This window comes from Polynucleobacter yangtzensis (assembly GCF_001595965.1).
Taxonomy (GTDB): domain Bacteria; phylum Pseudomonadota; class Gammaproteobacteria; order Burkholderiales; family Burkholderiaceae; genus Polynucleobacter; species Polynucleobacter yangtzensis.
The window spans coordinates 76,217-89,407 of sequence record NZ_LOJI01000005.1 but is presented as its reverse complement, the minus strand read 5'-3'; the positions used below and the strand labels follow the sequence as shown (position 1 = coordinate 89,407).

The following is a 13,191-nucleotide window of genomic DNA, read 5'->3' as shown; positions in this document are numbered from 1 at the left end:
GCTTAATCAATATGACATTATCAACCCTGATAAGGAAATTTGCCTGCCTTAAACCAAATGAAATTCGCCTAACTTATGTCCATTTCTACTGAAATCATTACCCAATCAACACTAGGCGGAATCCCACTTCTACCTCTGATTAGAGATACCTTTTATGGAGTTTTTGGCTTACTCCTGATTCTTCTCTTTCATGGCAGTGCGATTAATTACATCATGCTGCGTTTTGAAAGACTAACGAATGGGAATCTTAAATTTAAGCAATATAACCGCGTATTTTTTCATTTTTATGCATCATTTTTCTTTATTGCCCTGATCCATATTAGTGAAATTATTATTTGGTCGCTTTATGTCATGGCACTTGGCATCATGAATGATGGTATTCAAACCTTGCTTTTCGTGGGCAGTTGCTACACCACAGTAGGCTTCGTGGAGGATATATTGCCGGCTGGCTGGAAGAGTCTTGCCTTCTTTATTTCTTTTTCTGGATTATTTTCAGTGGCTTGGACTACCTCTACTATGATTGGCATGACCAATTCATATAAAGCCGCTTGGAATCTCAAGCACCACCAAAAAGATCCTGGCGCTTCTTAATGTAGTAGCCATAGACACAGCGATTTCCATCTCGCGATGGATCGTGTGTGTCATGAATCACCCCATCAATGATGGTGGTGAGATGCTTAGAAACCTTGGCTATGAGAACTCCATTGGGCAACTCATCCGGTCGCAAGTGAACCTGGCAACCTGCGCCTATCTTCATAGTTGGCACCCACTCAAATCCCTGAGCCAAGATGTAATCATGAAAAACATTACGGTGATTACCGTTTCTGGGCGAGGCCCCTTTGATACTTAACCTCTTAGCAAGACGATCGTTTTTGACTTGCGCATATCTTTCGTTGGCAAGCCTGAGATCTTCATACACTTGCATATAGGGAAGATTCGCTGCAATCGCAATTGATCTAACAACGCAATCCCCTGCCCCACCTTTAAAGCCAGCCTTCTCCCTACCACCATCATTTAACCGAAATGAATACCTGGAGTGAGTTTTAGAGAAGGGGTTCAGAAATCCGAACATAGACATGGGCTAATAAAAAATGGATTTGCTTTGTGGGCAAATCCATTCTTATCTAGAGCGCTAAAGAAGAATTAAGCGTGAGCCTTCTTCACTTCTAAACGCCAAGCGTGCAACAAAGGCTCGGTGTAGCCATTAGGCTGCTCAAGACCTTTGAAAATCAAGTCACTTGCTGCTTTGTAGGCATAAGAATCTTTGTAATTTGGCATCATTGGCTTGTACAAAGGATCGCCAGCATTCTGGCCATCAACCACTTTAGCCATACGCTGCAAAGTTTCATTCACTTGGTCTGCAGTCACAATGCCGTTGAGCAGCCAGTTAGCAATATGCTGACTAGAGATACGCAAAGTTGCACGGTCTTCCATCAAACCTACGTTATGAATATCAGGGACCTTAGAGCAACCAACGCCTTGATCGATCCAGCGAACCACATAACCCAAAATGCCTTGGCAATTGTTGTCCAACTCCTGCTGAATCTCTTCTTTAGACCAGTTAGCCTTCTCCACAACTGGAATGGTCAACAAATCATTGATTAAGGCTTCAGCTTCAGCTTGAGTATCAAGCTTTTCCATTTCCTTTTGGAGTTCAGCTACGTTTACTTGATGGTAATGAAGTGCATGCAAGGTAGCAGCCGTTGGAGATGGAACCCAAGCAGTATTTGCACCCGCTTTTGGATGAACAATCTTTTGCTCAACCATAGCTTTCATCATGTCTGGCATTGCCCACATACCTTTGCCGATTTGAGCGCGGCCACGCAAACCACAATCTAAACCTGCAAATACGTTACGACGCTCATAGGCTGACAACCACTTGCTGGTTTTCATATCACCCTTGCGCATCATTGGACCTGCATACATTGCAGTGTGCATCTCATCGCCAGTGCGATCCAAGAAGCCAGTATTAATAAAGGCAACACGTGCACCAGCAGCAGCAATCGCCGCTTTGATGTTCGCGCTCATGCGACGCTCTTCGTCCATGATGCCAAGTTTCACAGTATCAGCTGGCAAGCCGAGTAATTTTTCAACGCGGCTAAACAATTCGCCTGCAAAAGCCACTTCTTCAGGGCTATGCATTTTTGGCTTAACGATATAAACAGAACCCTTACGTGTATTGCCAATAGCTTGGCTTGCTGGACGATTGATATCGTACAAGGCAATCAATACAGTCACTACCGCATCCAGGATACCTTCGTAGATTTCTTTACCTTCGCCGGTGATGATGGCTGGGTTAGTCATCAAATGACCAACGTTACGGAGGAACAAGAGTGAACGGCCATGTAATGTCACAACGCCATCTTTTGCATCAACAGCACCAATGCCGGCTTTGTATTTACGGTCCGGGTTGAGTGCACGAGTAATCGTCTTATCACCCTTCTTCACTTCTTCAACCAAAGTTCCCTTGAGGATGCCTAACCAGTTTTCATAGGCAAGAACTTTGTCATCGCCATCCACCGCAGCAATTGAGTCTTCCAAATCCAAAATAGTGGAAAGCGCGGCTTCCAATACAACATCATTGATTCCAGCAGGATCGCTTGCACCAATCGTTTTGCTCTTATTGATTTCGATATCAATATGAATGCCGTTGTTACGCAAGAGGATTGAGCTTGGTGCTGAAGTCTCGCCTTGATAACCAACAAATTGCTTCTCGTCAGCCAAACCAGTTGTTGTGCCATCTTTTAACTTAACTACCAACTTATTTCCATCAACTGTGTAGGCAACAGAGTCACGGTGCGAGCCTTTAGCCAAGGGGGCCGACTGATCCAAGAAGTTACGTGCGTAAGCAACTACCTTTGCACCACGAATTGGGTTGTAAGCGCCTGCCTTAGTGGCGCCATCTTCTTCAGAGAGAACGTCAGTACCATAAAGGGCATCATATAAAGAACCCCAACGCGCATTAGCGGCATTCAATGCATAGCGCGCATTGAGAACCGGAACCACTAATTGAGGGCCGGCTTGAAGAGCCAGCTCATCATCAACATTCTTGGTGGTTGCAGTAATTTTTCCTGGAACATCAACGAGATAATCAATCTCTTTCAAAAACTTGCGATACGCAGGCATATCTTTGATTGGGCCTGGATTGGCTTGATGCCATTTATCCAAATCTGCCTGAATGCGATCACGTTTAGCTAGCAAGGCTTCATTTTTTGGAGTGAGATCTTTAACGATTTCATCAAAACCCTTCCAAAAGTCAGCACTCTTAATACCGGTACCTGGGAGTACTTTGTCTTCGATAAAACGATATAAAGGGGTTGCCACTTGAAGGCTATTGCAGGTAGTGCGCGCAGTCATGTTGTTATCTTCTTATACAAAAGTTAATAAATTAAATCGAATCGATTATTTTCCATTAATCCTGAAAAGGATGCTGGAGGAGAATGGTTTCATCACGCTCTGGGCCAGTAGACACCATTGCGATTGGCTTACCAGCCACTTCCTCGATACGACGCAGGAAGTTTTGTGCCTCAACAGGCAGTTTGCTCCACTCTCGGATACCAAAGGTTGTGCCCTTCCAGCCTGGGAAATCTTCATAGATTGGTTCGCAGCGGGCTACTGCTTCTGCACCACGTGGCAATACATCCAACTTCTTACCATCGAGGTTGTAGCCAACACATAAGCGAATGGTTTCAAAACCATCCAGAACATCTAACTTAGTAATACAAAGACCAGACAAGCCGTTGATCTGAATGGAGCGCTTCAATGCAGCAGCATCTAACCAACCAGTACGGCGAGGACGTCCAGTGACAGAACCAAATTCTTTACCCACTTCAGCTAAACGTACTCCAACTGGATCTTGTTTAGCAGGGTTGTCATGGTCATAGAGTTCGCTTGGGAACGGGCCTGCACCAACACGGGTGCAATAGGCTTTAGTAATACCCAAAATATATTGCAATGAATCTGGTCCAACGCCTGAACCAGCAGCAGCATTACCTGCTACGCAGTTACTGGATGTTACATATGGGTAAGTACCGTGGTCGATATCTAATAATGTGCCCTGGGCACCTTCAAACAACAAATTCTGACCAGATTGCTCAGCAGCATACAAAGCACTGGAGACATCCACCACCATTGGCTTAAGGCGCTCTGCGTAAGACATCGCTTCAGCCAATGTCTTCTCGTAGTTCACTGGATCTGCGCCGTAGTAATTAGTGAGTATGAAATTGTGATATTCCAAGTTCTCACGCAACTGCGCTGCAAATTTTTCTGGGTAGAACAAATCTTGTACACGCAATGCACGACGCGCTACTTTATCCTCGTAAGCTGGTCCAATGCCACGGCCAGTTGTACCAATCTTTGCTTCGCCGCGCTTCTTCTCGCGTGCATGGTCGATTGCTACGTGGTACGGCAAAATCAATGTAGTTGCTTCAGAGATTTTGAGACGTGATTGAACATCTAAGCCTGCAGCTTCTAATTCGCCAATTTCTTTGAAGAGGGCTTCTGGTGAAAGAACTACGCCATTGCCGATGTAGCAAATAACAGACTTATGCATGATTCCAGATGGAATCAATCGCAGAATTGTTTTCTTATCGCCGATGATCAAAGTATGACCAGCATTATGGCCACCCTGGAAGCGAACCACTGCTTGTGCATGATCAGTTAACCAATCTACCACCTTACCTTTGCCTTCATCACCCCACTGGGTGCCAATGACAACTACGTTACGACCTTTAGCTTGCTGCTTTGAAGACATAATGAAATCCAAAAAGATAATTACAAAATAAGTTAACTGCTCACTGCTTTAATTTAATTGCTGCCTTACTTCTTTTTTACTTCCCAAGAGTTGCCCTGCTTCACCAACTCTCGGTCACATTCGTATTCGGCAGCCTCAAGGGTTGTGCCTGCTGGAACTTGTATCACTACCTCGCCCTGACCTCTGAGGGTGGCGATAGCCTTGCTTAATTCAACATCCTCGGTCCAAGGGGCAATGATTGCCAGCTTGCGAATGCTTAAAGGCGACAAGCTTGCTAGCGTTAGCAGATCCAAAGAAAAACCAGTAGCAGGACGTGGACGTCCAAAGGCTTGGCCAACATGATCATAGCGACCGCCTCTTGCAATCGGCTGCGGTAATTGATCAACATAAGCGGCAAACATCACACCACTGTGATACTGATAGCCACGCAAATCGGCCAAATCAATACTGAGCTCTAAATTGCCAGATAGCTTTTCTGCAGCAGACACTAAACGCTCTAGATCCAATAAAGCCTGATCAATGGCAGCATGCTTAGGCAAGTCTTTTTTTGCATTTGCCAGCACTTCTGCACAGGGACCGTTCAACTCTGTCAAAGTTATCAGCGCTTTTGCAATATTAGTTGGCAAGCAAGTTGCCCATTGAGTCAGACGTGGACGATCTTTGCTTTGCAAGAGGCCATACAAAGCTTCAACCGTTTCTTTATTTAAGTTCTGACCATCTAGGATGCCAGCCAAAATGCCAGCGTGGGACAAATCTATGTAGACCTTCTCCAAACCGGCAACAGACAATGTTTTAAGCAATAGAGTAATAGCCTCTAAATCCGCTTCCCAAGTGGAGCATCCATAAATCTCAGCGCCCAACTGCAATTCTTCACGAGCAGAGCTGCCCACTGGAGTGCGAGCGTGCGCTACAGAGCCCGCATAACAGAGACGGGTAACCCCAGCGCGATTTAAGAGGTGCGCATCAATGCGTGCTACCTGGGGTGTCATATCTGCACGCAAACCCAAGGTACGGCCAGATAACTGATCAACCAACTTAAAGGTCTGAAGATTGAGATCTGAGCCGGTACCAGTTAATAAAGAATCCAAGAACTCCAAGATTGGAGGAGCAACTAATTCATAACCATAAGACTGATATAAATCCAAAACGGCACGACGCAAAGACTCAACTTTGCGAGCCTCAGCAGGCAAAACATCTGCAATATCTTCAGGAAGTAACCAGCGATTCATAATGTGAACTATTTGCTTTCTTATTTTTTGTGCAGGAACTTGAAGAACTCACCAGTCGGCTCAACCACCATCACGTCTTTCTTATCCTTGAAAGAACTTCTATACGCCTCTAGGCTCTGATAGAACTGAGCAAACTGAGGATCACGACCAAACGCTTCTGCATAGAGTGCAGTCGCTTTAGCATCACCTGCTCCCTTAATTTTTTGCGCATCACGATAGGCTTCTGCCAAAATCGTATCGCGTTGACGTTCTGCATTTGCGCGAATCTTGTCTGATTCAGCAGCACCCATGGAGCGCAACTCATTAGCAACACGCTTGCGCTCTGCCTCCATGCGGCGATAAACAGAATCACTAATTTCAGCCAATAGGTCAACACGCTTTAAGCGCACGTCCACAATCTCAACGCCTATATCAGATGCGTCATCCGCAACCTTTTTGCGTATACCCTGCATTACCTCTTCACGCTGATCAGAAATCAACTCACGCACAGTGCGCTTGGTGAACTCTTCATTTAAAGCTGAGCGAACCAACTGAGTCAAGCGATCCTGCGCCAAGCGCTCATCACCCTTAAAGCTAATGAAGAACTTACGTGGATCGACAATGCGCCATTTCACATAAGAATCTACCAGCAAGTTTTTCTTCTCAGCTGTAATGAAACGCTCCGCTTCTGGATTGTCGATTGTCAAAATACGGCGGTCAAAGAAACGAACACTTTCAAATGGTGCCGGCAACTTAACTTGGATGCCAGGATTCTCAATCACACGAACTATCTGTCCAAAAGAAAACACCACAGCATACTTACGCTGATCCACAACAAAGATGCTCGAGGACAAGACATAAATGAGTGCAACAAAGCCAATGCCTGCCGCAATTAAACGATTTGCATTCATTATCTAGACTCCCTATCGCGACTACGGAGGCCATCACGCTTATCGGCGGAATTATTGTTAGTTGAAGTGGCGCTAGAGGATGAGGTGGATGCACTTGAACCAGTAGCACCGCCTACTGTCACACTTCCCGTTGGAGTAGTTGCTCCAGATTGAACCTGTGCATTGGCAGCTTGAGCGCTTTCTGCACTCACCTGTGCAACGATCTTATCGAGCGGGAGATATAAAAGGCTATTGCTCTTAGTGGTGTCAACCAGAATCTTAGTAACGTTGTTGTACATCTCACGCATGCTATCGATATACATACGATCACGCGTCACTTGAGGAGCCTTAGAGTACTCAACCAAAACTTGTTTGAAGCGTGTGGCATCGCCTTCTGCGGTAGCTACTACACGGGCCTTATAGCCTTCAGCCTCTTGAATCAGACGTTCGGCAGTACCTTTAGCTCTTGGAATAATGTCATTCGCATATGCCTGACCCTCGCTCTTTAAGCGCTCTTGGTCTTGACCAGCTTTCACTGCGTCATCAAAGGCTGCTTGCACCTGCTCCGGTGGCTGAACGTTTTGCACAGTCACGCTAGTCACATAGATACCAGTCTTGTAGCTATCCAAAATCTTCTGAATAGAGTTTGCTAAATCAATGCCGATCTTTTCACGACCTTCATACAGCACGGTATCCATCTTGCTGCGTGCAACGATTTCGCGGACGGCTGTTTCTGCAGCTTGTACTACTGCGGCATCAGGATCGCGATTGTTAAATAAATAATCAGTAGGATCTTTCAGGCGATATTGCACAGCAAAGCGCACATCGATAATGTTTTCATCCTCAGTCAGCATAGAAGAATCTTTTTGATTCGTCGCTTTGATTAAGACTGGGCGCCCTACTTCTACAGAACGAACACCTGATAAGTTCACCGTCTCTTCAGACTGGATTGGCCATGGCATACGCCAGTTAATACCTGGCTTTGCGGTGTAGTCATACTTACCAAAAGTAAGGATGACACCTGCTTGACCCTCTTGAATAATGAAGAAGCCACTGCAAACCCACATGAAGAAGACAACTGCACCTGCAATCAGGATGCTTGCCTTTGATCCAAATGGATTGCTAAAGTTGAGATTTGGCGCACTGAAGCCACCGCTTCCACCACCATTGCCACCGCTACCACCACCTCGTTGAGAAGGCGGGGGAATGTCAGTGCTATTCGGCTTATTAGATGGCTTGCTAGCTGCGCCAGGAGATTTTTTGCCACCAAAAATGCCAGCAATTCTGTCGTTGAAATCTCTCCAGAGCTCATCCAAATCTGGAGGACCGTCTGACTTATTTGGCTGACCTGTTGGTCGAGTCTCTACCGGCTGATTGGTTTCTGGATCGGCTTTTGGAACTTGATCGCCCCCCTGCCCATCTTTAGCATCTTTGGATCCACCGGAATTGTGGCTATTACCCCATCCGGGGTCATTGACCGAAAACAGTCCTAGAAATTTACGCGTCATTAGAAAAATAGCTCGGGTTGGAAATCGGATTAAATTCAGAAGTTTCTGGTCGTTCAGGTAAAGGCTCTAAAAACTCATCCGGGGCCAATTGTTTCTTGGCACGGTTGTGCTCGACCCTTATTCTATCAGTCATTTGAGAGCATTCGGCGAGGGCTGAACGAAGTAAATCAAGCCCTAAGCCGGACTGGGCCGACAGGAAAACCTGACTAGGAAAGCCTTGCCCATCCCGCTCTAAAACAGCCCCACGGGTAAAGGTTTGAGGCATGAGGTCAATTTTGTTCATTACCTCAATCCTAGGGATGTCATCGGCCCCAATTTCCTCCAAAACGGCCTCAACTTCAGCCTTTTGCTCCCTAGCTACGGGGCTACAGGCGTCTATGACATGCAAAATCAGGTCGGCATGAATGGTTTCATCCAGGGTTGCCCTAAAAGCTTCTACCAGCTGATGGGGCAAATCTCGGATAAATCCCACCGTATCGGAGACCACGATTGACCCAACCCCATCCAAATGGACCCTTCTGGAGGTAGTATCCAGGGTGGCAAATAACTGATCAGCCGCGTATGTCCCTGCTTTGGTTAGGGCATTAAAAAGGGTGGATTTGCCCGCATTGGTGTATCCCACCAAAGAGACTGAAAACACATCCTTGCGGTTTCGAGCACGTCTTTGGGTTCTTTGTTGGCGCTGTAGCTTTTCTAATTCATTCTCAAGACGCTTGGCCTTGGTTGCCAACATCCGGCGGTCCAACTCCATTTGCGTTTCACCAGGGCCACCGCGCACACCAATACCACCACGCTGACGCTCTAAGTGACTCCATGCTCTTACCAATCGAGACATGCGATAACGCACTTGCGCAAGTTCAACCTGTGTCTTACCAATGTGACTTTGCGCTCTTTGACTAAAGATGTCCAAAATCAAACCGGTGCGATCCATCACATGAAATCCAATGTGACGCTCTAAATTTCGTTGCTGCGTTGGAGATAAGGGATGATTAAAGATTGCTAGTTCTGCGCCCTGCTCTTCCATGACCCTTTTGAGTTCATTGGCCTTGCCTGAACCAATGAATAAAGCAGGATCTGTCTTGCCTTTGCGGGCAATCACACTGGCTGCGGGTATGGATCCAGCGCTATCAGCTAAAAGACTGAGCTCAGCCATGCTGTCAGCAAAATCTTCGCGCCCTGTGTCTACTCCAACCAGAACAGCGCGTGCCGCATCTACTCCAGTTTTATACAGGGCTAGCTTCTTCTAAACGGAAATCAATCGCACGAGCAGGAACAATCGTCGAGATTGCATGTTTGTAAACCATCTGCGTCACGGTGTTGCGTAAGAGGACAACATACTGATCAAAAGACTCAATATTGCCCTGCAACTTGATGCCGTTTACGAGATAGATCGAAACAGGTACGTGCTCTTTGCGCAGTGCATTGAGAAATGGATCCTGAAGTAATTGAATTTGTTTGTTATTCATACTGCCCCTTATTTATCTTTTCTGAACTACTTTTTTCGGAGTCTTGCTTTTTTAATTAAATATCAATCTTTACGACAACCTCTACTCGAGCCCTCTATATTGGTCTGATTTACGAAAAAATCAAGCCCATATCAACTTGAAGGTAAAAGCTTATCCCAAATTAACGCTTTTTGCCCTTTTTGCTTTTATCAGCATCCACGTAGGGGTTTTTGGCGGTATTCATCTGAATCCGCAAAGGCGTACCGCGTAACTTAAAGACGTCCCTAAAGCGACCTTCTAAGTATCGCTTGTAGCTATCAGTGACCCCACTCAAGGATGTGCCATGAATGACCACAATTGGGGGGTTCATGCCCCCTTGATGGGCATAACGCAATTTAGGACGTCCCATGCCAACGCGTTTTGGCTGCTGATGCTCAATTGCTTCTTGCAAGATACGAGTCAAACGTGGAGTCGGCAACTTAGCCATAGCAGCAGCGTATGCAGAATCTACGTCTTTAAAGAGCTCTTTAAGACCTGTGCCTTTTTTGGCTGAGATCGGATGAACGTTTGCAAAATCTAAGAAACGTAGTTTTTGTGCAATCTCTAAGCGAGCGCGTTCTTTTACGTACGCATCAATACCATCCCACTTATTCACTGCCACCACTAGCGCACGGCCAGCTTCAACAATAAATCCTGCGATATGGGCATCTTGCTCAGAAATATCTTGTTGCGCATCCAACATCAAAATCACGACATTACAGTCAGCAATTGCTTGCAAGGTCTTAACAACAGAAAACTTTTCAATCGCTTCAAATACTTTGCCACGGCGACGCAGACCTGCGGTATCAACCAGAATGTATGGCTTGCCGTTGCGCTCAAAGGGAACCTCAATCGCATCGCGCGTTGTACCTGGCATATCAAATGCAATAACACGCTCTTCACCGATCAACTTATTGATCAATGTGGATTTACCCACGTTTGGACGACCCACCACCGCAATCTTCATTGGGCGATTTGGATCGTTTGCTAATTCATCTTCATCTGGTTCTGCGATGCCTAGAGAATCCAATGCATCATCAATCAAACCACGCACACCATCACCGTGAGCAGAAGAAATTGGGAAAGGCTCACCTAAACCCAACTCATGAAAGTCTGCCGTGACAACGCCGGCTTGCATGCCTTCAGTTTTATTGACAGCCAGAATGACTGGGCGACCGGTCTTACGCAAGAAGTCTGCGATGACACGATCTTGTGGCGCCATTCCTAAGCGACCATCGACCAAGAAAATCACAATGTCAGATTCAGCAACGGCCTGCTTAGTTTGTTTTGCCATTTCAGCAACGATGCCGGTCTTTGCAACAGGCTCAAAACCACCAGTGTCTACGCAAATAAATGCGCGCTCACCAATGCGGCCTTTGCCGTAGTGTCGATCTCTGGTTAAGCCAGAAAAATCGGCCACCAATGCATCACGTGAACGCGTTAAGCGATTAAAGAGAGTCGACTTCCCTACATTAGGACGACCGACGATAGTGATGACTGGATTCATTTTGGACTGTACGCCGCTATTTTTCCACCTTGAGATTGAACCAAGATGAGGCCACCTACCGCAATAGGGGCAGCCGAGATTGGACTACTGTCGTGACGAATACGTGCAACCATCTCACCATTCGCCTGTGAAAATGCATGGATGTAACCTTGAGCATCACCCATTAACAAAACTCTACCCACTGCAAGCGACTCACCGACGTCACGGTAAATTAACTGAGTATTTTCCCAAACCTGAGTGCCGTCCTTAGTTGCAAAAGCAGTGACATAGGATTTATCGTTGGCCGAGAAAACCATGTCCGTACTTTGGGAAGTACCGGTATAGCTTGAGTAATCCTTAAACCATAAAAGATTGCCTGTACGCGCCTGACCGCAACCAATGCGGCCTTGATAAGAAACCGCGCAGAGAATCTCGCCTTCCATACTAGGTTTAGCAGTAACGTCATTCAAGCGCTCAATTTCTGAAAATCCTTTTGGAAACGATACCGGGGTCTCCCACACTAAACCGCCATTGGCAATCGCAATCATGCCAAAACGTCCACCCGCAAAGCCAGTAACAATCACCTCGTTACCAATAGCCAACATGCCATAACCTACACGCAATGACAAAGCGGACTGCTGACGCTGATAGGTCCATTTTTTGGCGCCAGTTTGCGCATCCAACCCAACAAAACGATTGTCTAGAGCGCGCACAATCACTACGCCACCCGCAACTACTGGCTCACTCAATACTTCACTGCCGACACTGACTTTCCAAATCTGCTTGCCTGTGTCGTCATAAGCATAGACAGTGCCTTTGGTAGTTACAGCAACCGTGGTGCGACCATCAGAACCGGGGCCAACTGATAAGCGCTCAGGAACAGAAGCTTCCCACACCTTGTTGCCTGAAGCCAAATCAATTTTGGCTAAGTTACCTCGATGAGAAGCAACATATACAGCGTCGCCAGCAACAATAGGATGAAAGTTAAAGCCTTCTGATGAACCTATGCTAGCGGACCATACTGGCTGCAAATCAAATTGATTCGTAACCGTAGTCAGTTCAGCAGGCTTTCTCACGCGAGAGCTGCCAGAACAAGCGACTAAAGCTATTACCACGGAACCCAATATCAAGGCAGCGCCTAGGCGCATCGGCAAACGCTTCATCTCTTTAGTCATCACTGAGAAACTCCTCCAACAGCATCCAATTTAACCTTCAAGAGGCGACGCGCCTCCTCTGGAAATTCTTTTGCTTGATCTAACTTCTTCCAAGCCTCTTGATAACTCTGCTTTGCTTGATCATTTTTCTTTTGTGCCAAATACCAATCGCCACGACGCTCAAGCCAGAGGGACTCAAAACCAGCGACAGGTTTCTGATTCAGAATTTGATCTGCCTCAGCGAAATCCTTTTCTCCGCCCAGCTCAATTAACTGCGTCACTAAACGTAACTTTGCCAATGCCAAGTAGCCATCGTTAGAAGCATTCTTAGCAGCCCAACGCAAATAATCTAAAGCTTTATTGCCATCACCAGCATCTGATACGATACGAGCAGCAATTAAGCTAGACATCGCCGCATACGGTGTACGACCAAAATCTTTTTGCAAATCATCTGCAGCGCGCAAGGTTTGATCTTTATCGCCCTTAGCGATTGCACCAACCATCGTTTCATATAATTTGGAGGCTTCAAGCGCCTGACTATTGCGCCACCACTGATAACCACTATAAGCAGCATAGGCAAATAAAGCAGCAGTAATCACGCCTGTAATGAGATTGCGATATTTTTGCCAAAACGCTTTGAATTGGTCTAATTGTTCTTGTTCTTCTAGATCTAAAGGCATGTCAATCCAAACTAATTAATAAGTAATT

Annotated in this window: 12 protein-coding genes; 1 reads left to right on the top strand and 11 read right to left on the bottom strand. The window is 46.1% G+C overall.

What is annotated here, in order from left to right; genetic code table 11:
- Nucleotides 1-75: 75 nt before the first annotated feature.
- Nucleotides 76-591, top strand: a complete 516-nt coding sequence (locus JaK3_RS04375; RefSeq protein ID WP_068321162.1) for a hypothetical protein — start codon at nt 76-78, stop codon at nt 589-591.
- Here JaK3_RS04375 and JaK3_RS04370 read toward each other — a convergent pair.
- The 11 genes from JaK3_RS04370 to JaK3_RS04320 form a co-directional block, all read right to left on the bottom strand.
- A complete protein-coding gene (locus JaK3_RS04370) occupies nt 557-1,078 on the bottom strand; it encodes a hypothetical protein (RefSeq protein ID WP_240480886.1) in 522 nt (173 codons plus the stop codon). The genes JaK3_RS04375 and JaK3_RS04370 overlap by 35 nt on opposite strands.
- Before the next feature lie 65 nt (nt 1,079-1,143).
- The gene (locus JaK3_RS04365) at nt 1,144-3,357 is read right to left on the bottom strand and encodes a malate synthase G (protein ID WP_068321155.1); all 2,214 of its coding nucleotides are present in this window, start codon (nt 3,355-3,357) and stop codon (nt 1,144-1,146) included.
- A gap of 55 nt (nt 3,358-3,412) precedes the next feature.
- Nucleotides 3,413-4,753, bottom strand: coding sequence for an adenylosuccinate synthase (locus tag JaK3_RS04360; protein ID WP_068321152.1), 1,341 nt, complete (start codon nt 4,751-4,753; stop codon nt 3,413-3,415).
- Nucleotides 4,754-4,818: 65 nt separating this feature from the next.
- The gene (locus JaK3_RS04355; protein ID WP_082786370.1) at nt 4,819-5,982 is read right to left on the bottom strand and encodes an ATP phosphoribosyltransferase regulatory subunit; all 1,164 of its coding nucleotides are present in this window, start codon (nt 5,980-5,982) and stop codon (nt 4,819-4,821) included.
- Nucleotides 5,983-6,002: 20 nt separating this feature from the next.
- Nucleotides 6,003-6,872: a protease modulator HflC gene (gene hflC / locus JaK3_RS04350; RefSeq protein ID WP_068321145.1), complete on the bottom strand. Its 870-nt coding sequence runs from the start codon at nt 6,870-6,872 to the stop codon at nt 6,003-6,005.
- Nucleotides 6,872-8,359 (bottom strand): FtsH protease activity modulator HflK, encoded by a 1,488-nt coding sequence (gene hflK, locus JaK3_RS04345; RefSeq protein ID WP_068321142.1) that lies wholly within the window; start codon nt 8,357-8,359, stop codon nt 6,872-6,874. The genes hflC and hflK overlap by 1 nt, the downstream gene beginning before the upstream one ends.
- Entirely contained in the window at nt 8,349-9,590 is a 1,242-nt protein-coding gene (gene hflX / locus JaK3_RS04340) for a GTPase HflX (RefSeq protein WP_068321138.1), read from the bottom strand. Before hflX ends, hflK begins: the two co-directional genes overlap by 11 nt.
- Nucleotides 9,583-9,825, bottom strand: coding sequence for an RNA chaperone Hfq (hfq, locus tag JaK3_RS04335; protein ID WP_068321135.1), 243 nt, complete (start codon nt 9,823-9,825; stop codon nt 9,583-9,585). The genes hflX and hfq overlap by 8 nt, the downstream gene beginning before the upstream one ends.
- Before the next feature lie 160 nt (nt 9,826-9,985).
- Nucleotides 9,986-11,350, bottom strand: a complete 1,365-nt coding sequence (gene der / locus JaK3_RS04330) for a ribosome biogenesis GTPase Der (RefSeq protein WP_068321132.1) — start codon at nt 11,348-11,350, stop codon at nt 9,986-9,988.
- A complete protein-coding gene (bamB, locus tag JaK3_RS04325; RefSeq protein ID WP_068321129.1) occupies nt 11,347-12,504 on the bottom strand; it encodes an outer membrane protein assembly factor BamB in 1,158 nt (385 codons plus the stop codon). The genes der and bamB overlap by 4 nt, the downstream gene beginning before the upstream one ends.
- Entirely contained in the window at nt 12,504-13,163 is a 660-nt protein-coding gene (locus tag JaK3_RS04320) for a YfgM family protein (RefSeq protein ID WP_068321127.1), read from the bottom strand. The genes bamB and JaK3_RS04320 overlap by 1 nt, the downstream gene beginning before the upstream one ends.
- Nucleotides 13,164-13,191 lie beyond the last annotated feature (28 nt).

Excerpts from the sequence above, each read along its gene's own strand:
- hflK (WP_068321142.1), bottom strand. The coding sequence starts at position 8,359 with ATGACGCGTAAATTTCTAGGACTGTTTTCGGTCAATGACCCCGGATGG.
- hfq (WP_068321135.1), bottom strand. The coding sequence starts at position 9,825 with ATGAATAACAAACAAATTCAATTACTTCAGGATCCATTTCTCAATGCA.
- JaK3_RS04365 (WP_068321155.1), bottom strand. The coding sequence starts at position 3,357 with ATGACTGCGCGCACTACCTGCAATAGCCTTCAAGTGGCAACCCCTTTA.
- JaK3_RS04320 (WP_068321127.1), bottom strand. The coding sequence starts at position 13,163 with ATGCCTTTAGATCTAGAAGAACAAGAACAATTAGACCAATTCAAAGCG.
- JaK3_RS04355 (WP_082786370.1), bottom strand. The coding sequence starts at position 5,982 with ATGAATCGCTGGTTACTTCCTGAAGATATTGCAGATGTTTTGCCTGCT.
- JaK3_RS04360 (WP_068321152.1), bottom strand. The coding sequence starts at position 4,753 with ATGTCTTCAAAGCAGCAAGCTAAAGGTCGTAACGTAGTTGTCATTGGC.
- JaK3_RS04370 (WP_240480886.1), bottom strand. The coding sequence starts at position 1,078 with ATGTCTATGTTCGGATTTCTGAACCCCTTCTCTAAAACTCACTCCAGG.
- der (WP_068321132.1), bottom strand. The coding sequence starts at position 11,350 with ATGAATCCAGTCATCACTATCGTCGGTCGTCCTAATGTAGGGAAGTCG.
- hflC (WP_068321145.1), bottom strand. The coding sequence starts at position 6,872 with ATGAATGCAAATCGTTTAATTGCGGCAGGCATTGGCTTTGTTGCACTC.
- JaK3_RS04375 (WP_068321162.1), top strand. The coding sequence starts at position 76 with ATGTCCATTTCTACTGAAATCATTACCCAATCAACACTAGGCGGAATC.
- bamB (WP_068321129.1), bottom strand. The coding sequence starts at position 12,504 with ATGACTAAAGAGATGAAGCGTTTGCCGATGCGCCTAGGCGCTGCCTTG.